This window comes from Desulfovibrio simplex (genome assembly GCF_055387835.1).
Map to the genome: position 1 here is coordinate 1,135,796 of NZ_AP042377.1, position 21,713 is coordinate 1,157,508.

Below are 21,713 nucleotides of genomic sequence, written 5' to 3' on the forward strand. Positions count from 1 at the left end.
CAACAGGCCAGCCGCGAAACTCGGCCGGACCCCAGCCTCAGGCTTTGCGCATGGGCCATTGACCGCGCAAATGACGTAACAGAGCTTCGGCCCGGGAGCCGTGTGCTTGTATCGTCAGTAATCGACCTTCTTCGCATGACTTTAATGTGATGTCCAGATATTCTTCGGGTCTGTCCTGCTCGGGCAGTAATTCAGCCCATTCAATTATATTTAAAACCTTCGGGTTATCCAGTGCTTCAAAAAGTTCTTCCGGCAAAGATCCGGCACACCGGTAAAGATCGCAATGCAGAACTGGTGGTATTGTTGCGTAATGGTTGCATAGGGTAAAAGAAGGACTTGCTATTTCAGCTTCTGACCCTCCCGGTAAAGACAGCACCATAAAACGTGTCAGCGTGGTTTTTCCGCTGCCAAGGTCTCCATGCAACAGAAGAGTTCTTGTTTTTGCATCGGCACTTACGGCCGTCATAAGCATTTTTGCAAAGCAGGCCGTATCCTCAAGGCTGTAAAGTATTATCGGGGCCATGCAAAAGTATCTTCCTGGTTTTGCTGAATGGTATGAAGCACATGAGGCAGTGCATCCGCTGTCGCTGTTGCGGTATTTCCGCGCAATGGCCATTGCCCGGCCAGGCTGCGTCCGGCAAGGGCGTGCAGGGCTACGCCCATGCCGGACGCCAATAAGGCTGAATGGCAATTCCAGGGCAGGGCAGCGCTGCATTCACGCAGTACGTCCGCCCGGGAGGCCAGCAATCCGCCTATGCAGCCGGCCAGCACATCGCCCGATCCACCCACAGCCAACTGAGGGACATCATACGGACAAATCAATGTGGGGCCAACGGATTGTCGCACCATGGTGCCAGCCCCTTTAAGCACATTGACGCCGCGACTTGCGGCGCACAGTTTATCCAGGGCCGCCCATCGGTCCCCCTGAACGACTTGGGCCGATTCGCCAAGGAGCATACCCGCCTCGCCGGGGTGCGGCGTAAGAACATCCTCGTTGCGAACTTTATCCAAAAGCTTGGGCTCATAAGAGAACAAGGCCAAGGCATCGGCATCAAAAACCGTAGGCGGCCGGTGTGCTTCCAGCAGGACATGCAGAAACTCGGCGCTGTCTTTCCCTCGCCCCATTCCCGGTCCGATCACCACGGCAGTGCAGTTTTCCATTAAAGAACAAAGCCTGGCCGAAATGTCAGACGGCCAATGGGGCCCTGTGTTCTCCAGGGCCAGCGTCATGATTTCGGGCCAGCCGCACTTGATGTCGGCAACGGCATCAGCGGGAGCGGCCACTGTCACCAGCCCCGCGCCAGTACGCAGAGCCGCGCGGGCGGCAAGGTGGGCCGCGCCTCCATAGCCCGGCGCGCCACCCAGAATCAGGATATGGCCGAAAGTGTTTTTAAAGCTGTTCTCGGGCAAGCCCGACGGCAGCGCAAGGGGCGTAAGACAGCGGCCGTCAAGCAGGTAGCTGGAGCAGTGCCCGCCATCGCGCACCTTCGTTGGTATGCCGATATCGCGCACATGCACAGAGCCAGTCCATTGCCTGCCTTCGGGCAGGGCCAGCCCGGGTTTTCCGGCCGCAAAGCAGACTGTGCATGTTGCCCGTACCGCAACCGGCATTGGCTTGCCCGTGCAGGCGTCCAGTCCGGAAGGGATGTCCAGAGACATCACCAAACGCCCTTGTGCGAGTTCGTTTATGGCTTCTACAAGTGCTAAGGCATCGGCACGCAGTGGACCGCGAAAACCGGTGCCGAGCAGGCCGTCTACAATCAGATGCGGCAGTTCATGATGCGGCAGATTCCAGCGGTTTTGTCTGTACCGCAGCTGGTAAAAGGGCACGCCAGCGGCCCTGGTCACCTTCAGGTGTCGGGCGCTGGCCCCTTTGTGCTGGCTTTGCGCTTTTGTATGCAGCACAAGAGGCTTCGCGCCCGCATCAAGGAGGTAGCGCGCAAGGCAGACTGCATCGCCCCCGTTATTGCCGTTTCCCATAAATAGCCAGACAACCTTGCCGGCAATATCCGGACAGTGGCGGCGCAGAACGACAAAAGCCTCGCGCGCGGCGTTTTCCATCAGGAGCATTTCGGGAAGCCCAAGAGCCTCTGCTCCCTTATCCCAGGCGCGAATTTCCTGGGGAAAGGGCAGGGGAGACAAGAGAAAGGAGGACGTGGAAGAATAACTCATTAGCTCTCCAGAACCACCACGGCCACAGCCGAAGAGCGGTCATGACTGATGGACACGTGGCTGCGGGTAACGCCCATGGCCCGGGCCCGTTGCAATGCCTTGCCGTGTAGCAGCAAATGCGGCTTGCCGCCCGGACCGGAAACCGTCTCCACCTGATCAGGCCCGATGCCCTGGCTGAACCCCGTGCCCAGAGCCTTGACGGCCGCTTCTTTGGCGGCAAAGCGTCCGGCCACATAATTGAGAGGATGCCCGGGCAGGCCAGCCAGTTCTTCCGGGCCCAGAATTTTTTCGGCAAAACGCAGGCCAAAACGGCCAAGACTTTTTTCCATACGGGCAAGATCAACGATGTCGATGCCCATGCCTACTATCATTTTATCCTCGCTGCTGCGCAAAGGTTTGTGTGCCGAGGCTTTTGCCACTGGAGCGCTGGTTGCCCAATGAAAAAAAATATCGTATACGCTGCCATTCGACGAACTATTTTGACCCGTTCCCGGTTATAACGTCAAGGGTACGGCCTGTTTTGAATACAGGGAGAATATACATGAAATTGTGCATTATTGGCACCGGCTATGTGGGCCTGGTGAGTGCCGCCTGCTTCGCTGAAATGGGCAATACTGTGACCTGCGTTGATGTTAACCCCGCTGTCGTTGACAAGCTGAACGCTGGTTCTGTGCATATTTTCGAACCGGGCCTTGAACCCATGGTGCGCCACAGCCGTGCCGATGGCCGGTTGACCTTCACCACCTCGCTTGCGGAAGGCATTGCGGAGGCCGAGTGCGCGTTTATTTGCGTCGGCACGCCGCCGCAGCCCGATGGCTCCTGCGATCTGAGCTATGTCCGCCAGGTGGCCAGTGAAATCGGCCGGCATATGCAGAAAGACATGGTCGTGGTGGACAAATCCACCGTACCGGTGGGCACGGCAGACGAGGTGCGCGGCCTTATTGAAAAAGAGCTGGCCGGGCGCGGCGTGGATCTGCATGTCGATGTGGTCTCAAACCCCGAGTTTCTGAAAGAGGGCGACGCCATTTCCGACTTCATGAAGCCCGACCGCGTGGTCCTCGGCACAGATTCGGAAAAAGCCGCCACGCTCATGCGCGAACTCTATGCGCCTTTTGCCCGCACCCGCGACAAAATTATTGTCATGGGCGTGCGCAGCGCCGAAATGACCAAGTATGCAGCCAACTGCATGCTGGCCACAAAAATTTCATTCATCAATGAAATTGCCACCATTTGCGAGCGCGTTGGGGCGGACGTGCGTGATGTACGCACCGGAATCGGATCAGATTCCCGCATCGGCTACCAGTTCATATACCCTGGCGTAGGGTATGGCGGTTCGTGCTTTCCCAAGGATGTAAAGGCGCTTATCCGTACTGCTGAAAATGCGGGCGTAAGGCCGGAACTGCTCAATGCCGTGGAAGCCGTGAACGCCCGGCAGAAAAAACACATGGCCAGCCGCGTTGAAGAGTATTTTGCGCCCCAGGGCGGCGTGGCGGGCAAGACCCTGGCCATGTGGGGGCTGGCCTTCAAGGCGAATACAGATGATATGCGCGAAGCGGCCGCCATCACCATCATCAACGAACTGACATCCCGCGGGATGAAAATCAGGGCGTTTGACCCCGTTGCCTCCGACAATGCGCGCGCGATTTTTGCTGACAACAAACTGGTGGAAATAGTGGACGACCAGTATGCGGCCTGCCAGGGCGCGCAAGCCCTGATGGTCGTGACCGAATGGAACCAGTTCCGTAACCCGGATTTTGCAAAAGTGCGCAACCTTTTGACTGCGCCGCTGCTTTTTGACGGGCGCAATCTGTATTCACCGGCGTCTATGGCTGCCCATGGTTTTGCCTATTTCTGCATAGGAAGAGCAAACGCCTAGCTGGCAAAGAATTGTCATATGAAAGCTGTATAGCAACCAAAAGGGCTGGCCATAGTGTTCAGCCCTTTTTTCGGTTTTTCGACGAGATGTTCCCTTGGATCCTCTGTCAGAGCTGTTTCACCCCCTCCTTTGGCCAATTGCATGACCCGCATTGGTGGAGTATATTGGGCACATGAGTAAAACCACTCCTCCCCTCGAAGAAAGCGTTGCGCAAGCGCTCCATCTTTCTGATTCTGTGGGCGACCATCATGAGCAGCAGCTCAGGCTGCTTTTTGATCTCGCCCAGGTAGTTAACAGCACTACGGACCTTGTGCAGACGCTGAATAAGGCTCTTTCGCTCATGGCGGGCCATCTGCATATGATGCGCGGCGCCATTACGCTCATTTCTCCGCATACTGGTGAAATAAGGACAGAAGCGGCCTATGGCCTCAAGCCCGCCGAGCTTCGTCGCGGCCGTTACGTGCGGGGCGAGGGCATCACGGGCCGGGTTATTGAAAGTGGCCGTCCCATGTATATTTCCAATGTGTCTGAAGAACCGCTTTTTCTTAACCGCACCCGCTCACGGGATTTGGGGAAAGAAGGGATATCTTTCATCTGCGTTCCCATCCGGCTCAACGATCAGGTGGTGGGCGCGCTGTCTGTCGACCATTTGCTGGTGGACGAGGCAACGCTTGAAGATGAAATGCGCCTTTTGACTATTGTCTCCACCTTGCTGGGGCATTCTGCCCTGGAAACCCAGGGCAGAATGGATGAGGAAACCTCCTCGCCATTGCGCCCCAGAGGATTTGTAGGCAATTCTGAAGGAATGCAAAAAGTTTATGCGCAGATCGCCCAAGTTGCGCCATCTGCAACAACGGTTTTTTTGCAAGGCGAATCAGGTACGGGCAAGGAGTTGGCGGCACGGGCCATACACGCTGGCAGCACACGCGCCAGCAAGCCGTTTATTTCGCTCAACTGCGCGGCCTTGCCTGAAAGTCTTATCGAAAGCGAACTCTTCGGGCACGAGCGCGGCGCGTTCACAGGGGCCAACGCAACACGCAAGGGCCGCTTTGAACTGGCCAATAGCGGCACTCTGTTTCTGGACGAGGTCGGCGAGCTTTCGCTCATGACGCAGGCCAAACTTCTACGAGTTTTGCAGGAAAGAGCGTTTGAACGCCTGGGCGGCATGGAAACGCATTATGTTGATGTGCGTTTTATTACCGCAACAAACCGAAATCTTGAGCATATGGTCAACCAGGAAACTTTTCGCCGGGACCTTTTTTATCGCCTCAATGTTTTTCCCATATACCTTCCACCCCTGCGTGGCCGTCCAGAGGATATCCTGCCTCTTGCCAACCATTTCATCAAAAAATTCGCGCAAACCAATGGGCGTGAAAATGTGCGTCTTTCCCTGGCCGTCATGGATATGCTGCAACGCTACGCCTGGCCGGGCAATATCCGGGAACTGGAAAATGTAATGGAGCGGGCAGTGCTTCTTCTTGGCCGTGAAGGGCTTGTGCTGCCCCAGCACTTGCCGCCCGCTTTGCACGGTGCCCACTGTACCACTGTAAACGGAGAAAATGTGTGTACACTGCGACCGGGATTTTCCGGCAGCTTGCAGGATCAGCTTGACGAACTGGAGCGCGCCTCCATTGTTGAGGCTCTTGAGTTCAGCCAGGGGCAGATGGGAAAGGCCGCAGCCAGTCTGGGGCTGACGGAAAGAATAATGGCTTTGCGCATGAAAAAATATGGTATCAGCTACAAGGATTTCCGGCTCAAGCGGGAGCGCATATAAAAGGTCTGGGGCAAACCCTTCGTGTGATTTGTATGCATTGGGTTTTATTACAGTAAAATAAGATATTAGACAGCTTTTCCCTCACTTTTCCCTTTGGCGAGTGCAATCAGCGCGAAGAACCGCCAAAAACAAAATCTACATTATCGTAATTTTATTGCCCTCCGTGTAAAGGCTCTTGCTAAGCCTGAGACAGCTTGCTGTTTCAGGTTTTTAGCTTTTCTTACACTGGTTGAGTCCTTTTTTATGTAAAAATCAACGCAAATGTATTTTTTTTGAAATATCCATATATCATTCCTATATTATTAGTTTTTTGTATGGCACCCCCTTTGGAGCGTACGAGCCTTTGCCCAGGGATAAAAATTTTCTACCAAATTGTAAAAAAATAGCGGGCATAAAGTGGGGTAGCGCGGTGAATAATCGTCTGTTTTGAAAAAATATTGTTTTATATTGGTGCATTATTTGAAGTTGAATAAGCGGTTTCCGCCTTTGGCATGGATAATGCCTAAGAGGGTATGTACTGGCAACGGCATTGTGTCGTTGTGGCGGATCTGGCGCCGATCCGCCAAAGAGGTTCAGCCAACACGGTACGCCGCTGCTGCATCAACTGAAAATTTTCATGCGATGGAGCTGGGCAGGCCGTAAAGATCAAGGATGCCCGTATGAACGCCTCGGATACCGCATTTATCATTATCTGCGCCACTATGGTCATGCTAATGACCCCGGCTCTGGCTCTTTTTTACGGTGGCTTGGTTCGCGCACGCAACGTACTTTCCACGCATATGCACAGCTACGCCTGTTTGGGACTCATTTCTGTCCTGTGGGCCTTTGTGGGGTACACCCTGGCTTTTGGCGACGACGTGGGCGGACTGATCGGCAACCTCAATTACCTCTTTTTGAAGGGAGTCGGCGGTGAATCCGCCCCCATGGCCCCTCAACTGCCGCACACTGTTTTCATGGGTTTTCAGTGCATGTTCGCGGTACTTACTGTGGCCCTGATTTCAGGCGCGTACGCCGAGCGCATCCGCTTTTCCGCCATGCTCCTTTTTTCTGGACTTTGGCTCATATGCGTATACGCCCCCATGGCTCACTGGGTGTGGGGCGGCGGCTGGATGGGCTCCATGGGCGCTCTTGATTTCGCGGGAGGCGCGGTTGTTCACATGTCTTCCGGCGCTGCGGCTCTGGCCTGCGCTCAGGCTCTTGGACCCCGGTTGTCCACCGGAACGCAGCACAGCCCGCACAGTCTGCCCCTGACCCTGCTTGGCGGCGGTATCCTCTGGTTCGGCTGGTTCGGTTTCAATGCTGGCAGCGCACTGGCCGCCGGCGCCCTTGCCGGGCAGGCTCTTGTGACAACGCATATGGCCTCTGCCTGCGGCATTCTCGGCTGGATGCTCATTGAATGGAAGCACACTGGCAAGCCCACAAGTCTCGGCGCAATTTCGGGCGCGCTGGCCGGGCTGGTGGCTATCACACCTGGCGCGGGGTATGTCGAAGTTCTGCCCGCCATGCTTATCGGCTTCATCGGTGGTCTTGTGTGCTACGGCGGCGTGTTCCTGAAGGGCAGGCTTGGCTATGACGATGCCCTTGACGTAGTCGGCATTCACGGTGCCGGGGGTACATGGGGCGCGCTTGCAACCGGCCTTTTCGCCAGCGCCGCCGTCAACAATGTGGATGGACTCTTCTACGGCAACCCCAATCAGGCCTGGATTCAGCTGGTCTCCATCATCGGCACCTGGGTATTTGTGTACATTGCCACTCGCGTGATCCTTTATGTCGTGAACGCTATCGTCGGCCTGCGCATTGCGCCTGAAGAAGAATTTACGGGCCTTGATCTCGGTGAACATAATGAACGCGGCTACAATATGTAAGGCTTGCCGTAAAAAGGAACAACAGCATGAAAAAGCTCGAAATTATCATCCGGCCCGGCATGTTTGAAAAAGTCAGGGATGTGCTCTCGGAACTGGGAATCCATGGCCTCAACTATACCGAAATCAAAGGTTTTGGACGCCAACGCGGTCATACAGAAGTGTACAGGGGGACCATCATGCAGGTGGACTGCCTGCCTAAGGTAAAGGTTGAAGTCGTACTGCATGAGGAAATGCTGGAATCTGTGGTCAATGCGGTAATATCCACGGCCCAGACAGGCCAGGTTGGCGACGGTAAAATTTTCATCAGCGATGTGGAGGATGCCATTCGCATCCGCACAGGCGAACGCGGCGATGCGGCTCTGTAAGAGTTGCCCCCTGAATGGCACTAACTTTCGTTTAAAGGATAAAGGAGAAAACATATGAGTTCCCCCCGTAAAAAGGCTTTGTTCAAGGCGATAAACACCGCTCCTGTTATACCTTCCAGCAAGGATGAGGCCGAGTGCGGCGCTGAAGAGGGTTTTGGCCGCTATGTATTCGGCCTTTCCACCATGCGCAAGCGTCTGCCAAAGGACGTATACCGCAAGCTGGCCAAGACCATTCGCGACGGTGAACGCCTGAATCCCGAGATCGCCGATGTCGTGGCCAACGCCATGAAAGACTGGGCCATTGAAAATGGCGCAACCCACTACACGCACTGGTTCCATCCCATGACCGGCCTTACGGCTGAAAAGCACGACGCTTTTTTGTCGCCCACGTCAGATGGTCAGGTTATCAGCGAGTTTTCAGGCAAGATGCTTATCAGCGGCGAGCCTGACGCGTCCTCCTTCCCGTCCGGCGGCATTCGCTCAACCTTTGAGGCCCGTGGCTACACCGCGTGGGACCCTTCTGTTCCCGTGTTCATAATTCCCGCTCCTTACGGGGCCACACTGCACATCCCCACATACTTCTATTCGTATTCCGGCGAAGCCCTGGACCGCAAGATTCCTCTGCTGCGCTCCATCTCGGCTCTGTCCAGGCAGGCGCTGCGTGTTCTGCGTCTGTTCGGCAACCAGTCGGCCAGCTACGTGCGGGCCATGGTAGGCCCGGAACAAGAGTATTTTCTGGTGGATAAGAATCTTGCGGCTCTGCGTCCCGACCTGATGCTGGCAGGCCGCACCCTGTTGGGCGCGTCCTCTCCCAAGGGGCAGGAGATGGAAGACCATTACTTCGGCGCCATTCCCGGTCGTGTCATGAGCTTCATGCAGGACGTTGAAAAAGAGTTGCTGGCTTTGGGCATTCCCGCCAAGACCAGGCATAACGAAGTGGCCCCCGGCCAGTTCGAGCTTGCGCCCGTGTATGAAGAGGCAAATATCGCCTGCGACCACAACATGCTTACCATGAATATGATGCGTCACCTGGCGGGCAGGCATGGTTTTATCTGCCTGTTGCATGAAAAACCCTTTGCTGGCGTCAACGGCAGCGGCAAGCACAATAACTGGTCCATGGGAGACTCCGAAGGCCAGAACCTGCTCAACCCCGGCACGACGCCTCAGGACAATGCGCAGTTCCTGGTCTTTCTGGCCGCCGTCCTGCGCGCGGTGCACAAGCACAGCACGGCGCTGCGCCTCGGAACTGTGGGCGCGGGCAACGACCATCGCCTTGGCGCCAACGAAGCGCCCCCGGCCATCCTGTCCGTGTACCTGGGCGAGCAGCTGACTGATGTGCTTGAGGGCATAATGAATGGACGCGGCTCCAAGAACAAGAAGAGCGGCTTTATGGAGGTCGGCGTGTCGACCCTGCCGCCCTTGCCCGTGGACCTTGCCGACCGTAACCGCACGAGCCCCTTTGCCTTCACCGGCAACAAGTTTGAATTCCGCGCGGTTGGCTCATCACAGTCCGTGGCGCCCGTAAACATCGTGCTCAACGCCGCTGTGGCCTGCGCTCTGGACGACATTGCCACCGAGCTTGAGGCTTCCGTCTCTGCCGGCACGGATTTGAACTCCGCCCTGCAGGAACTGCTGCCACGTCTCTTCAAAGAGCATATGCCTGTGGTGTTCAATGGCAACGGCTATGCTGAATCCTGGGCTGAGGAAGCTGCCCGTCGCGGTCTCCCCAACCATAACAATACAGTAACAGCTCTGGAGCACTACAGTGATCCGGAAGTCATGAATGTTTTTCTGCGCCACGGCATCCTTACTGAACGCGAAATAATTTCACGTCAGGAAATACTGCTTGAAAACTACTGCAAAACCATCTGCATTGAGGGCAACCTCATGCTTGATATGCTGCGCACCTCAGTGTTGCCCCAGTGCATAGAGGCCCAGGCCAATGCCGCCGATGTGGTGCTCAAAACCCGCGCCGTACTTGGTGAAAAGGGCGCTGATGCTGAAGAGGCATACTTCAACACCCTGCGGGATCATATTGTGGCTCTGCAACAGGCCGCTGTCGAATTGGAAGCGGCCATTGCCAAAACCCACAAAACCCCTGGCCCCCTTGAAGAAGCCAAGGCCGCGCGTGACTGCATCCTTACGGCCATGCACAAGTGCCGCGAACATGCCGATGCCCTTGAAGGCATTGTGGACGACACCTTGTGGGTGCTGCCCAAGTATGCGGAACTGCTGTGGGTGCATTAAGGCGTCAGTGTTGATGCACAGTGAGCGTCCCATACCGTTCAACCGCACGGAGGACTGTGACGCGTAGAGCATTTCCAGAAAGTTGATGGCAGGAGTCTCATCCCGGGGGGGAAGGTGGTCTCCCTGTCATCGGCCCTTGCGGTAAGCCGCAAGGAGCCACGGGCCTCGCCGTTCGCCGCAACGGACGGCGAGGCCCGTGGCCACAAGGTGGAGAGTCTGGCGGCTCTCCGCCTTTTTCATGTGGCGTTGTAAGCCCCATATTTACTTTTATTTTGATTCAGAATACTTTAATGATTCATTATATAGTCAATGATGTCTTTTTGTGGACGTTGTACGCTTTTGATTTTGATAGGAAAGGAGAAATATATGGCTGCGGCATTGCGCTTTACGAAGATGCAGGGCATCGGCAATGATTATGTCTATGTCAATGGCTTTGAAGAGCGCGTTGACAGTCCTGGCGAACTTGCCCGGAAAATTAGCAACCGCAATTTTGGAGTCGGTTCAGACGGACTTGTGCTTATTTTACCCTCGGCTTCAGCCGATGTGCGTATGCGCATGTTCAACGCTGACGGCTCTGAAGCGGAAATGTGCGGAAACGCAGTGCGTTGCGTTGGTAAATACGTGTACGATCACGGCATTCAGGTTAAAGATGTGACCACGGTCGAGACCGGCGCAGGAGTGAAGGTTGTGCGCCTGTTGTTTGAGGCTGGTGAAGTCTGCGGCGCTACCGTTGACATGGGCGAACCCGAACTGACCCCCGCAAAGATTCCCGTGCTCACAGAGGCCTCGACAGACGGCGGCCAGCAGCGCTTTGTGGCTCGCCTCGTGGATGTGAGCGGCCAGTTGTACGAAATCACGGCCGTGTCAATGGGCAACCCGCATGCCGTTATATTCATGAAGGGCATTGATGATCTGGATTTGCCCCGAATCGGGCCGGATTTTGAATACCACCCCCTGTTCCCCAAGCGCACGAACACGGAATTTGTCGAGGTTATCTCTTCTACCAAGGTCCGCATGCGCGTGTGGGAGCGCGGCGCGGGAGAAACGCTGGCCTGCGGAACAGGCGCGTGCGCCGTTGCTGTTGCCTGCGTACTCAATGGCTATACCGGGCGCGACGTCGAGGTGGAACTCAAGGGCGGAACACTGCAAATCCATTGGGATGAAAGCAGCAATCGCGTGTACATGACCGGCGGAGCAGTAACCGTCTTTGCCGGCGAATATTATATCTGATCACAGAGGCTATAAATGACTACTGTAAATAGAAATTTTCTCAAGCTGCAAAGCAACTACCTTTTTGCCGATATTGCCCGCAAGGTGGAGACCTTCAAGGAGGCGAACCCCGACAAGCGCGTCATCAGCCTGGGCATTGGCGATGTTACGCGTCCCCTTGTGCCAGCCGTTATCAACGCGCTGCACAAGGCAGTGGATGAAATGGGCGATGCCGCGCATTTTCATGGCTACGGGCCCGAGCAGGGGTATGCCTTTTTGCGCGACATTATTATTGAGTATGACTATAAAGCCCGCGGCGTGAACCTGAATGCCGATGAGGTTTTTGTCAGTGACGGCGCAAAGCCCGATGTGGGCAACTTTCAGGAGCTTTTTGCTCAGGACAGCCTTGTGGCTGTCACCGACCCGGTGTACCCCGTCTATGTAGACTCCAATGTGATGGCTGGCCGCTCTGGAGAAATGGAAGGCAAGCGGTGGAGCAATATCGTCTACCTGCCGTGCGTGAAAGAAAACGACTTTGTGCCTGACTTTCCCAAGGTGCGGCCGGATCTGATCTACCTTTGTTATCCCAATAACCCCACCGGAACGGTGCTTTCGCGGGAGGCCTTGCAGGGATGGGTTGACTATGCCAGACGTGAAGGCTGCGTCATTATGTACGACTCTGCCTATGAAGCCTTTATCACTGACACTGATGTGCCTCACAGCATTTATGAGCTTGAAGGTGCGCAGGAAGTGGCCGTTGAATTTCGCAGTTTCTCGAAAACGGCCGGGTTTACCGGCCTGCGCTGCGCCTATACCGTAGTGCCGAAGGCCTTGCAGGTCAGCGACGGCAAGGGTGGCAAGATCGGGCTCAATGCCCTGTGGAATCGCCGTCAGTGCACCAAGTATAACGGCTGCCCATATATAGTTCAGCGAGCGGCCGAGGCTGTGTACAGCGAGCAGGGGCACAAGGAAATCATGGGCGTGATCGCAGGATATCAGCGTAATGCCGACATGTTGCGTACTGCCGTAAGCGAAACAGGTCTTTCCGTATATGGCGGCGTGAACGCTCCCTATATATGGGTGCGCGTGCCAGGCGATACGGATTCCTGGGGATTCTTTGACAAATTATTGCAGGCTGGCCTGATCTGCACGCCTGGCGCCGGCTTTGGCGCATCCGGCGAAGGGTATGTGCGGCTGACCGCTTTTGGTTCGCCCGAGGACACGGAAGAAGCAATCAAGCGACTGCGTGGTTTGTGGTGATAGGGGATGCCTTGCAATAAGGCCAGTCTGCTTCTTAATAACTAAAAACCACCTGCATAATTGCAGGTGGTTTTTAGTTATTCTGTATCGTCAACTGTTCTGCCTATAAAAAATATTCTTGCTATAAAGTTCGACGTCATTACAGGCTGACAGTCTTTTTACAAAGCGCATTGCACGCAAAATTGACGACTTGCTACACTACATCATAAATGCGCATCTCAGGTTCTGCAGCCAAATAAGGAGCAAGGCCTTTTACCACATCCTGGTTAAAAAGGTCGCTTTTAAGATATGCATACGCGTCTGCTTCAGTGGCGAATTTGTGCAATACCTGCACGTCTTCATCACGGATAAGCAGTTCTTTTGATACTGCTCCCTTAATCTGCTTCAAAAAGGGATCCTTATACTTACTGTACACGCCAGCAGCGGCCGAACGGTTCACATTTGATACCTGCAAGGTAATTTCCAGATAAGCCATTGTTTTTCTCCTTGAAAAAAAGCGTGTTTTCAGCGTAAATGCTGTTGTACGAACAATATAGATATAAATATCCATTGTTAAATTTTATTTTCACATTATACTTATTTATAAAGGCTATAGATATGAATTTTAATCAGCTCAGATATGTGAAAGCAGTTGCAGAAAAAGGTTCCTTTACTTCGGCTGCAGAGCAGTGCTATGTGACGCAACCCACATTATCCAATGCAATCGCGCAGCTTGAGCATGAATTTGGAGCGCGTTTGTTTACTCGCACTACGCGCACAGTTTCTTTGACTTCTTTTGGCGCGCACATTTTGCCGTTTATTGAAAAAATTCTTGGCGCTCAGGCAGAGCTGCTGCATGAATCCAGAAATTTTGCAGAATATTCCCGAAAAACCGTGCGGATTGGAATTTCACCATTGTTGCGGGCGGATTGGCTTGCCCCCATGTTAGAAAATTTTAAAGAAACACATGCTGGGGTAGAAATTTTACTGCACGAGCAAAATATGGAAGATCTGTACAGAATGCTTGACGAAAATCTTTTGGACTTTGTGTTCGGCATTGCAGGTGTGCATAAACCATCTTGGAGAGCCGTTTCTCTTTATGAGGAACCACTGTGCTTTATCCCGCGAGGTGCCGACTGGCCAAAGGGTGGAGAGACGGTTAGCCTCCAAGACATCTCTAAAGAAACCTTTGTCATGGTACCCGATGTTTGTGGATTGGCTCAGGCTACCCGTGCTCTTTTCAGAAAGCATAGACGAAAGTTGAATGAATATCCTGGTGAAGCTCTGGGATATCAGGTGCTGGAAGAATGGGCTGCATTGGGCCTTGGAGCGGCAGTTTTGCCCAAATCAAAAATACAGTTTCCGCAGCGAGGAATCTATGTACTGATGGACAAAAAAGACAGAGAGATAACTCTTAATTTTGAAGCAGTCTGGCCAAATGCAGAGAATGGTCCAGAACATTTACAACAGTTTATCATGTTTCTAACTACCTATCGGAAAAATTAATTTTTTTGGATGAGCGACAGAGAGCGGTCTGCCATTCTTCTCCATACTTCCTGCAAAAACTGTGGCGTCAACTGGCAGTCTTACTTTTGCCTTATGCCGTCAGCCAAGAGCAGATACATTTCTCTCAGCTATCCAGTATTTATTGATATGATGGCAGATTTTCTTATGTACCTTTTTGAGCCTTTCTGATGCGCGACGCACTCATACGCGGCAGAGTATCTGAAGCACAGGAAAAGGATATTCCGGCCAAAACAAATATAAGGCCAAGCCAGTGCGTCAGACTTATATGCTCATGCAGAACAAGCCAGGAAAAAAACACGCTGCTCAGCGGCACAAATCCTGTAAATGCCCCTGCAATTCCGGCGGGTACATTGGCAACTCCCTTGAACCAAAGCACATACGAAAGAAATGAAACAAAAAAGCCATAATATCCCACACACAACACAGAAGAAGTGCTTATGCGCGCAAAATCATAATCAACCGCATCATACAGAGCCAGTGGCAAGAGGCAGGCAAAGGAATACAGTGAAACCAAGGTGGTGCGGAGCAGGGCAGACATCGGCTGGTACAGGGACTTACTCATAACGGAAAACAAGGATTCGCAAAGGATAGCTGCCAACACAAGGCAGTTTCCAAGCAGTGCGGACCCGGCCTCCACTGCGTTTTCAAAGAATGGCATGATATTCATGGCAATAATGCCGATGGAGACGCATGCCGCACCGATAAGTCGGTATCCGGGCAGCTTTTCGCGCAACAGCAGGAACGCCAGTAAAGCAATAAGTACCGGTGCTGTGCTGCCGATAAGCCCTGCCGCCGTTGCCGATGTATACTTCAACCCCCAAAACATAAAAATGCGATAAAGAACAACCCCGCAAAGCCCTTGAATAAAAAGGATCATATGCGTTTTGCGGTTTGAGGGCCACGCGCCTTTGTGCCGCCGCAGGCAGGGAAAAAGCAGAAAGGGAAGACTGAAGGCAATGCCCAGCTCAGCAGCCAGAAAGACAGGAATGTCCGAAACAATTATTTTTCCCGCTACAACCGCGCTGCCAGCAATGGTCATGGCCATGGCAAGATGGCAGTACGCTTTCATTTGTCTGTTCATTTTCACCTGACGTGTCTGTTTGATTGTCATCAAAATTATCCAGTGGAACTGATTTTCGGCGCGTGGTTTTATTCCACAGCGTTGCGTCGAGACTTCTTGCCCCCACGCTGTGCTCCATGTATAGACAACAAACTGGTATTTAAAAGATCCACTTTTTTATAAATATCGCCATACCAGTTTTTCATGGAGCATACATGTGGTTCGTCCCTGACAGAATGAGCGAAATACCTGTTTCGCGACAACTATACGAAAAAATAAAGTTTTTAATTCTTTCTGGCGATCTGTGTGAAAGAGAAAAACTGCCGTCCAGCAGGGCGCTTGGCAAAGACCTGGACATTGCGCGAAGTACTGTTCTGGAAGCCTATGACCAGTTGATTGCGGAAGGATATCTGGAAACCCGTCAGGGATCGGGCACAAGGGTTGCGCGGGGCATTGTCGTCATGTCGCGCACGCCTGCCGCAGCTACTGCCGCCCGGACCGGGCCTGATGAACGTCATACGGACAAAGAGCAGAACGGCGACCATATCAGTTTTCGTTCAGGCATCCCGGATCTGGAGGCTTTCCCCAAAAGGGAGTGGGCAAAAATTTACGCCCGTGTCAGTGAATCATTGCCTTCAGCTTGTTTCCGTTATTGCGACCCGGAAGGCGTATGGGACCTGCGCGAGGCCATAGCGGCATATCTTTTCAGAATGCGGGGGATCAGGGTCTCACCGCACCGTGTCATGATAACATCGGGTTCGACTCAGGGGTTGAGCCTTGTTGCCCGGTTGCTGCGCAAAAAGGGTGATGTCGTTTTTGTGGAAGATCCCGCCCATACAGGAATGGCGGCGGTAGTGAACCGCGCGGGGCTTCGCGTGCAGGGTATTGGCGTTGACGGACAAGGCATGGATGTGTCGGCCCTACAGAAAATTCTCTCAACGCCCAAGCCAGACGTGGCTTTTGTATATACAACGCCGTCCCATCAATACCCTTTGGGCGCGATCTTGCCCATTCAGCGCCGTCAGGCCCTCGTGCGCTTTGCCCGCGAAATGTCCTGCGCAGTGGTTGAAGACGATTACGACAGCGAATTTCGCTATGAAGGCGCGCCCACAAGTGCGCTTTATGAGCTTGACCCTGAAATGGTGATCTACCTGGGGTCTTTCAGCAAAATTTTTGCCCCCGCCTTACGTCTCGGATTTGCCCTCATACCAGAGAGCATGCTGGACGACTGGAAAAGAGAAAAGAAATACATGGATGTGCACACCGATGCTCTTTCGCAGTATGCCCTTGCAGCATTCATCAGACAGGGCGGACTTGAGCGACATATCTGGAAAATGAAGAAAATATACGCCCGGAAAAGAAGTCATCTGCTGCAGTGCCTGGCAAAAAATTTTGGCATGGCGGTGACAGTCAAAGGGCAGGCGACAGGCCTTCACCTTGTGGCCAACTTTTCGGGCATTGTATTTACGGATGCGGTGACGGAAACACTTTATGGCAAGGGTGTGAAGGTGTATCCGGTGGAGCGCTATTCCTTGAGCGGTGACGGCAGTCATGCCCACGAGATAATTCTTGGCTATTCACACCTGACGCATGAAGAAATTTCACGCGGCCTCGAAGTTATTAAAAAAACACTATGTCTTTAAGGCTGTTGCCCCCCCAATGTGCATGGCAGCGAGGCTTTGCAGATGCTCAAGCAGATAAACTCTGCGATGGTGCGATGCTTTGAAGATGCAGTCTCTGTCCCCAACTTCAGATCAGAAAACTCGTTGTGCTCTACTAGAGCAGATTACCTTTGAGGAATGTACTTTCTCAAAGCTTACGATGCGCTCGCCTCGGCGCTTAACCGCGCAGGTAAATAGCAGTGCTGTATTCGCGGCAGCAAAGCCTTACGGCTGGCGACAGCATCGCTAGTGAAATTGCTCTAAAATACAATAAGAGTTTTAGGGGGTGGGGGCGTGGGGGAGGAGACCCTTTTGCAAAAGGGTCTCCTCCCCCACAAAGCATTTCAACGTGGCACTCCTCACTACAGGACACATATAAAAAGCCGGAAGCCCATGGGGCCTCCGGCTTATGACAGTCCGTGCAATGGGGGCTGGCTGTTAGACGCCCTGTGCCACCATGGCATCAGCCACCTTGCAGAAGCCAGCGATGTTCGCGCCAACAACGAGGTTGCCGGGCGCGCCGAATTCCGCTGCCGTTTCAGCGGCATTCATGTAGATATTATTCATGATCTGGCGAAGTTTGTTGTCAACGGCATCAAAAGACCAGCTTTGCATGCTGGCATTCTGGGCCATTTCAAGCTGGCTGGTGGCAACGCCGCCCGCGTTGGCCGCCTTGGCGGGGCCATAACAAATGCCCGCATCAAGAAAAGCGTGCATCGCATCCAGGGTGGAGGGCATGTTTGCGCCTTCAGCCACACACTGGCAGCCATTGGCAAGCAGCGTCCTGGCGTCTTCAAGGTTCAGTTCGTTCTGCGTCGCGCAGGGGAAGGCCGCAAAGCAGGGTACTGACCACACGGCATTGCGCCCTTCAGGATAGCTGCTCACCGGGGTGTACTCGGCGGAGGGGACAATTTCCGCGTAGCGACTCAAGGACGCGCGCTCGACTTCTTTGACCTGCTTGAGCACGTCCACCTTGATGCCTTCAGGGTCATGAATCATGCCGCGTGAGTCAGACACGGTGACGGGCTTGGCGCCAACCTGATACAGTTTTTCGCAGCAATAGATGGCCACGTTGCCAGCGCCGGAAACCACGCATGTTCTGTCTTCAAGGCTTTTTCCCCTGGCGTCGAGCATGCTCTGCGCAAAATAAACCGCCCCGTATCCCGTAGCTTCGGTACGCGCCAATGATCCGCCAAAAAGCAGATTCTTGCCCGTAATCACACCTTCGTAGCTGCGGGTAAGGCGCTTATACTGGCCGTAAAGATAGCCCACTTCGCGTCCGCCCACGCCAATGTCGCCGGCGGGCACGTCAATAGTGGCTCCGATATGGCGGTACAGTTCGCTCATGAAAGCCTGGCAGAACCGCATGACTTCCATCTCAGATTTGCCCTTGGGTTCAAAATCCGCGCCACCTTTAGCGCCACCGATGGCAAGGCCAGTGAGGGAGTTTTTGAAAATCTGCTCAAATCCCAAAAATTTCAGGATTCCCTGGTTCACGCTGGGGTGAAAACGCAAGCCGCCCTTGTAGGGGCCAATGGCAGAACTGTATTGAATACGGAAGCCTTTATTGATCTGTACCTGACCGTTGTCATCGACCCACTGCACACGAAAAGAAATGGTGCGTTCCGGCTCAACAAGGCGTTCAAGGATTTTATTGCGCTCATATTGAGGATTTTTGTCCAATACGGGCTGCAAACTATGCAGCACTTCTTGTACAGCTTGAAGGAATACGGGCTCGTAGGCATATCTGTCCTGAAGATTGCTGATTACGCGCTGCACGTAGGACATCGTCGTTCTCCTTGTGGGGGATGGGTCAGGATTGCGCTATAAAAACCACTCTGATTTTTTTGCGGGAAAAATAGTTACTCCAACTTTGCTGCGTCTGACAAGGCTTTTGGGTTCCCAAAATTCACACAGGCACAAAAAACGTGTCAGCGACGTCACGATTTTGGATGACAAATCCCGCAACATAAAATCAAGACGCCGCTGAAACGATCTGCATGTGAGGCATCAACCAATTGCCTGGCGAGGGGCCTCCAGGGCCGAACGTAAAATTTCATCCAGAGTCGGATGCGCAAACATGAAGGAGTGCAGGCGTTCTTCACAGTACTGGCCGAGCAGCAACAGCTGGGCCACAGTCACAAGGTGGGAAACGCCGTGTCCCAATGCGGATATTCCCGCAATAGTGCCATTACGCCATATGATTTTCACAAATCCGCAGGCATCTCCGCCTGCCTGGGCGATGGCATTGGACATCAGTTGGGCGCGGGAAACCATAATTTCGCCGCCTTCCGCCAGGGCCTGGCGCTCATTCATGCCGACCCGCATGATTTCAAGGCTGCCGTATACGCACGACGGCACAGGGCCGGATGCGTAGGGGTCGGGGTCTTTTTCAAGAATATGCCGTGCGACGTAGTCGCCCTGATGTTCGGCGGCGTGGGCCAGCAGGGTCAGCCCGTTTACGTCGCCGATGGCATACACGGCGGGTGCGGCCATGAGATATTCGTTTACGCTCACAAAACCGCGCGGATTGAGCGTGCCTCCGGCTTTGTCAACGCCGAGATTCTCTGTATTGGGCGTCCGGCCCACAGCCACAAGAGCTTTTTCGGACCGCAGTTCACTTCCGTCTTCAAGGGTGAGCACAGCCTGACCATCGCGTGTGAGCAGCGAGGACGCCTTGACCCCGCAGATGCAGGTAATGCCCGTTTTGCCGAGAAGTTTTTGCATCTCGGCGGCAATATCAGTATCTTCAGTGGGGGCAATGTGTGCAGCGGCTTCCACAATTGTTACCTTGCAGCCCATGGCGTTGAAAAAATCGGCCATTTCCAGGCCAATGGCTCCTGCGCCAACGACAATAAGGCTTTCGGGCACCGTGGGTATGGCAAGCATATCCGTACTGTCCAGCACGGATTCATGATCGGGGCTGAGCCCAGGAAAAGCCGCGGAGCGTGAACCAGTGGCCAGAATGATATGACCGGCCTCAAGGGTGGCGCTGACAGCGTCCTCTGCGTCAAGAATTTCGACAAGGCGCGGGCCTGCGCAGCGGCCACGGCCATTGAACAAAACAGCTCCGGCCTGCTCGAGCCCTTTGGCCAAGGTTTGCGCGGAGCCTCGGGTAAACCGCTGAATACGCTTTTGCAATGCGTCGTAATCTATTTCAATGGCGCCCCTGGCCACACGCTGGCGCTCAAGGCCGCGCAGCAGCCCTTTGGGAGCAGTGGCGCCCAGCAGCATTTTAGTGGGTATGCAGCCGCAGTTCAGGCATACGCCACCCCAATGGGCGTTCTCGACAACGGCGACGCTTGCCCCGCCATCGGACAGAACGCGGGCAGCTTTTACCCCGCCAGGCCCGCCGCCAATAATGACCACATCAAACTTGTTCATGTTTTTCTCCGACATGCTTTCTGTTGTCCACGCTTACAGGCAATTTGACCCGCAATCCTGTGCAGTCGTAGGAATCTATACCATCGGCAGGGTAAAGGTCCATTGCAAAGATGTCGCGTAAGCGCCGGAAGGGGAAACCAGGCGCGAGTTTCAAAGGCTAAAGCCGTTTTTGCATTTGGACGCGACAACCTGTACACTATGGTTTACGAAAAGAAGAACCGACACTTTCGCGCAACTGCACCATAAATCCCTACATGAAAAATAACCGCCAACTGCGTTTTTCCCTGATAACGACCCTGATTGTGGCAGTGGTATTTCTGCTGGCGGCATTTGCCTGGCGGCACTTTACCCCTGCGACCGCCAATGCAGAACCACGTGCGGGCACGGTGATTGTTGCCGGTGGACTTGTTGGCGACGATTATGCCCCAGACCGTCCCATAACGACAACGTTTGACAGGGTTGACCAGCTGGAGCCCGCTCCACAGTATACGCCCGAGAGGCGGGTTCCACCGCGTCCTTCGCGACCTTCTGCCCAGCGGGCCGCCCAGACGGAGACAGAAAGTCCCACGCCGCCGCTTGATGAGGATGCGGCAGCGGATGCCGCAGTTGCTGCCGCGCAGGATGAAAGCAATGCTTCTCTTGCGGATGCGGATAACGATACTCTTTCGGATACAGTCTCAGACGCCAGGGACGAGGCGTCCGCACCCGCCCCGGCTGCGTCAGCGTCGCCTGCCGATCCTGCAAGCGTAAAACCCGGCGCGTCCGGCGCCAAGATTCAGCTTTTTGGAACCGTGGAGTTTAAAAGGCCGCTTTCTTCCTTGCCCAATTGGCTTGATCTGCTCAAACGCAATGCGAAAGACCCCATTTTCATTCCAGGCAAATATTTTAAAAAAAATGTCACCTGGGACAGTTTTAAAGAAAAAACGCAGGGGAAGAGCCCGATGGAGCTCCTGCGCTATGTCAACGCATTCTGGAATACCTGGCCCTACAAGGAAGATATCGTAAACTGGGGCGTTGAGGATTACTGGGCCATACCGGCAGAGTTTCTGAAAAAGTCGGGTGATTGCGAAGATTACGCCATAGTCAAGTATTTTACGCTTAAAGAGTTGGGCATTCCCTACGAAAACATGCGCATAGTGGTCGTTCGCGATACCGTGCGAAATCTGGCGCACGCCGTTTTGGCTGTATACATGGACGGTGACGCCTATATACTTGACAATCTTAGTAATGCTATTTTGTCCCACAGTCGGATCAGACAGTACAGCCCACAGTACTCGGTAAATGAAGTGGGCCGCTGGGCGCACCTTAAAGGTCGCAAAGTAAGGTAGGTAACA

Annotated in this window: 17 protein-coding genes; 10 read left to right on the forward strand and 7 right to left on the reverse strand. The window is 53.9% G+C overall.

What is annotated here, in order from left to right; all coding sequences use genetic code 11:
- Nucleotides 1-37 precede the first annotated feature (37 nt).
- From tsaE to ACZ5DH_RS04650, 3 genes are read right to left on the reverse strand one after another with little or no spacing between them, the layout of a single operon-like run.
- Nucleotides 38-523: a tRNA (adenosine(37)-N6)-threonylcarbamoyltransferase complex ATPase subunit type 1 TsaE gene (gene tsaE / locus ACZ5DH_RS04640; protein ID WP_464255970.1), complete on the reverse strand. Its 486-nt coding sequence runs from the start codon at nucleotides 521-523 to the stop codon at nucleotides 38-40.
- Nucleotides 511-2,172, reverse strand: a complete 1,662-nt coding sequence (locus ACZ5DH_RS04645) for an NAD(P)H-hydrate dehydratase (RefSeq protein ID WP_464255971.1) — start codon at nucleotides 2,170-2,172, stop codon at nucleotides 511-513. The genes tsaE and ACZ5DH_RS04645 overlap by 13 nt, the downstream gene beginning before the upstream one ends.
- Nucleotides 2,172-2,543 (reverse strand): holo-[acyl-carrier-protein] synthase, encoded by a 372-nt coding sequence (locus tag ACZ5DH_RS04650; protein ID WP_464255972.1) that lies wholly within the window; start codon nucleotides 2,541-2,543, stop codon nucleotides 2,172-2,174. The genes ACZ5DH_RS04645 and ACZ5DH_RS04650 overlap by 1 nt, the downstream gene beginning before the upstream one ends.
- 170 nt (nucleotides 2,544-2,713) lie before the next feature.
- Between ACZ5DH_RS04650 and ACZ5DH_RS04655 the strand changes: the two genes are divergently transcribed.
- The 7 genes from ACZ5DH_RS04655 to ACZ5DH_RS04685 all read left to right on the forward strand — a co-directional run bounded on the left by ACZ5DH_RS04655 (nucleotide 2,714) and on the right by ACZ5DH_RS04685 (nucleotide 12,768).
- Entirely contained in the window at nucleotides 2,714-4,048 is a 1,335-nt protein-coding gene (locus tag ACZ5DH_RS04655) for a UDP-glucose dehydrogenase family protein (protein ID WP_464255973.1), read from the forward strand.
- 172 nt (nucleotides 4,049-4,220) lie between these two features.
- Entirely contained in the window at nucleotides 4,221-5,822 is a 1,602-nt protein-coding gene (locus tag ACZ5DH_RS04660; protein WP_464255974.1) for a sigma-54 interaction domain-containing protein, read from the forward strand.
- Between the two features lie 659 nt (nucleotides 5,823-6,481).
- A complete protein-coding gene (locus ACZ5DH_RS04665; protein WP_464255975.1) occupies nucleotides 6,482-7,687 on the forward strand; it encodes an ammonium transporter in 1,206 nt (401 codons plus the stop codon).
- A 26-nt stretch (nucleotides 7,688-7,713) separates the two neighbouring features.
- A complete protein-coding gene (locus tag ACZ5DH_RS04670; RefSeq protein WP_464255976.1) occupies nucleotides 7,714-8,052 on the forward strand; it encodes a P-II family nitrogen regulator in 339 nt (112 codons plus the stop codon).
- Nucleotides 8,053-8,106: 54 nt separating this feature from the next.
- Nucleotides 8,107-10,299, forward strand: a complete 2,193-nt coding sequence (locus ACZ5DH_RS04675; protein ID WP_464255977.1) for a glutamine synthetase III family protein — start codon at nucleotides 8,107-8,109, stop codon at nucleotides 10,297-10,299.
- Nucleotides 10,300-10,665: 366 nt separating this feature from the next.
- Nucleotides 10,666-11,529: a diaminopimelate epimerase gene (dapF, locus tag ACZ5DH_RS04680; protein ID WP_464255978.1), complete on the forward strand. Its 864-nt coding sequence runs from the start codon at nucleotides 10,666-10,668 to the stop codon at nucleotides 11,527-11,529.
- Between the two features lie 15 nt (nucleotides 11,530-11,544).
- Nucleotides 11,545-12,768 carry an LL-diaminopimelate aminotransferase gene (locus ACZ5DH_RS04685; protein WP_464255979.1) on the forward strand — a complete coding sequence of 408 codons (1,224 nt, stop codon included), beginning with the start codon at nucleotides 11,545-11,547 and terminating at the stop codon, nucleotides 12,766-12,768.
- 193 nt (nucleotides 12,769-12,961) lie between these two features.
- Here the strand turns inward: ACZ5DH_RS04685 and ACZ5DH_RS04690 are convergent, their stop codons facing one another.
- Nucleotides 12,962-13,243: a hypothetical protein gene (locus tag ACZ5DH_RS04690; RefSeq protein WP_464255980.1), complete on the reverse strand. Its 282-nt coding sequence runs from the start codon at nucleotides 13,241-13,243 to the stop codon at nucleotides 12,962-12,964.
- A gap of 122 nt (nucleotides 13,244-13,365) precedes the next feature.
- Between ACZ5DH_RS04690 and ACZ5DH_RS04695 the strand changes: the two genes are divergently transcribed.
- Nucleotides 13,366-14,253 (forward strand): LysR family transcriptional regulator, encoded by an 888-nt coding sequence (locus ACZ5DH_RS04695; RefSeq protein WP_464255981.1) that lies wholly within the window; start codon nucleotides 13,366-13,368, stop codon nucleotides 14,251-14,253.
- 163 nt (nucleotides 14,254-14,416) lie between these two features.
- On the opposite strand, the gene ACZ5DH_RS04700 is transcribed toward ACZ5DH_RS04695, so the two are convergent.
- Nucleotides 14,417-15,385 carry a DMT family transporter gene (locus tag ACZ5DH_RS04700; protein WP_464255982.1) on the reverse strand — a complete coding sequence of 323 codons (969 nt, stop codon included), beginning with the start codon at nucleotides 15,383-15,385 and terminating at the stop codon, nucleotides 14,417-14,419.
- A 164-nt stretch (nucleotides 15,386-15,549) separates the two neighbouring features.
- Here ACZ5DH_RS04700 and pdxR point away from each other — a divergent pair, with 164 nt between their 5' ends.
- Nucleotides 15,550-16,977 (forward strand): MocR-like pyridoxine biosynthesis transcription factor PdxR, encoded by a 1,428-nt coding sequence (gene pdxR / locus ACZ5DH_RS04705; RefSeq protein WP_464255983.1) that lies wholly within the window; start codon nucleotides 15,550-15,552, stop codon nucleotides 16,975-16,977.
- 456 nt (nucleotides 16,978-17,433) lie between these two features.
- Here pdxR and gdhA read toward each other — a convergent pair whose 3' ends face one another.
- Complete coding sequence (gene gdhA, locus ACZ5DH_RS04710) at nucleotides 17,434-18,783, reverse strand: NADP-specific glutamate dehydrogenase (RefSeq protein ID WP_464255984.1); 1,350 nt, start codon at nucleotides 18,781-18,783, stop codon at nucleotides 17,434-17,436.
- A 222-nt stretch (nucleotides 18,784-19,005) separates the two neighbouring features.
- A complete protein-coding gene (locus ACZ5DH_RS04715; RefSeq protein ID WP_464255985.1) occupies nucleotides 19,006-20,379 on the reverse strand; it encodes a dihydrolipoyl dehydrogenase family protein in 1,374 nt (457 codons plus the stop codon).
- 254 nt (nucleotides 20,380-20,633) lie between these two features.
- On the opposite strand from ACZ5DH_RS04715, the gene ACZ5DH_RS04720 reads away from it, so the two are divergent.
- Nucleotides 20,634-21,707, forward strand: coding sequence for a transglutaminase-like cysteine peptidase (locus tag ACZ5DH_RS04720; protein ID WP_464255986.1), 1,074 nt, complete (start codon nucleotides 20,634-20,636; stop codon nucleotides 21,705-21,707).
- The last annotated feature ends 6 nt before the right edge of the window (nucleotides 21,708-21,713 follow it).

What these genes read in the sequence shown, in the direction of transcription:
- tsaE (WP_464255970.1), bottom strand. Translation starts at nt 523, where the DNA reads ATGGCCCCGATAATACTTTACAGCCTTGAGGATACGGCCTGCTTTGCA.
- ACZ5DH_RS04645 (WP_464255971.1), bottom strand. Translation starts at nt 2,172, where the DNA reads ATGAGTTATTCTTCCACGTCCTCCTTTCTCTTGTCTCCCCTGCCCTTT.
- ACZ5DH_RS04650 (WP_464255972.1), bottom strand. Translation starts at nt 2,543, where the DNA reads ATGATAGTAGGCATGGGCATCGACATCGTTGATCTTGCCCGTATGGAA.
- ACZ5DH_RS04655 (WP_464255973.1), top strand. Translation starts at nt 2,714, where the DNA reads ATGAAATTGTGCATTATTGGCACCGGCTATGTGGGCCTGGTGAGTGCC.
- ACZ5DH_RS04660 (WP_464255974.1), top strand. Translation starts at nt 4,221, where the DNA reads ATGAGTAAAACCACTCCTCCCCTCGAAGAAAGCGTTGCGCAAGCGCTC.
- ACZ5DH_RS04665 (WP_464255975.1), top strand. Translation starts at nt 6,482, where the DNA reads ATGAACGCCTCGGATACCGCATTTATCATTATCTGCGCCACTATGGTC.
- ACZ5DH_RS04670 (WP_464255976.1), top strand. Translation starts at nt 7,714, where the DNA reads ATGAAAAAGCTCGAAATTATCATCCGGCCCGGCATGTTTGAAAAAGTC.
- ACZ5DH_RS04675 (WP_464255977.1), top strand. Translation starts at nt 8,107, where the DNA reads ATGAGTTCCCCCCGTAAAAAGGCTTTGTTCAAGGCGATAAACACCGCT.
- dapF (WP_464255978.1), top strand. Translation starts at nt 10,666, where the DNA reads ATGGCTGCGGCATTGCGCTTTACGAAGATGCAGGGCATCGGCAATGAT.
- ACZ5DH_RS04685 (WP_464255979.1), top strand. Translation starts at nt 11,545, where the DNA reads ATGACTACTGTAAATAGAAATTTTCTCAAGCTGCAAAGCAACTACCTT.
- ACZ5DH_RS04690 (WP_464255980.1), bottom strand. Translation starts at nt 13,243, where the DNA reads ATGGCTTATCTGGAAATTACCTTGCAGGTATCAAATGTGAACCGTTCG.
- ACZ5DH_RS04695 (WP_464255981.1), top strand. Translation starts at nt 13,366, where the DNA reads ATGAATTTTAATCAGCTCAGATATGTGAAAGCAGTTGCAGAAAAAGGT.
- ACZ5DH_RS04700 (WP_464255982.1), bottom strand. Translation starts at nt 15,385, where the DNA reads ATGACAATCAAACAGACACGTCAGGTGAAAATGAACAGACAAATGAAA.
- pdxR (WP_464255983.1), top strand. Translation starts at nt 15,550, where the DNA reads ATGTGGTTCGTCCCTGACAGAATGAGCGAAATACCTGTTTCGCGACAA.
- gdhA (WP_464255984.1), bottom strand. Translation starts at nt 18,783, where the DNA reads ATGTCCTACGTGCAGCGCGTAATCAGCAATCTTCAGGACAGATATGCC.
- ACZ5DH_RS04715 (WP_464255985.1), bottom strand. Translation starts at nt 20,379, where the DNA reads ATGAACAAGTTTGATGTGGTCATTATTGGCGGCGGGCCTGGCGGGGTA.
- ACZ5DH_RS04720 (WP_464255986.1), top strand. Translation starts at nt 20,634, where the DNA reads ATGAAAAATAACCGCCAACTGCGTTTTTCCCTGATAACGACCCTGATT.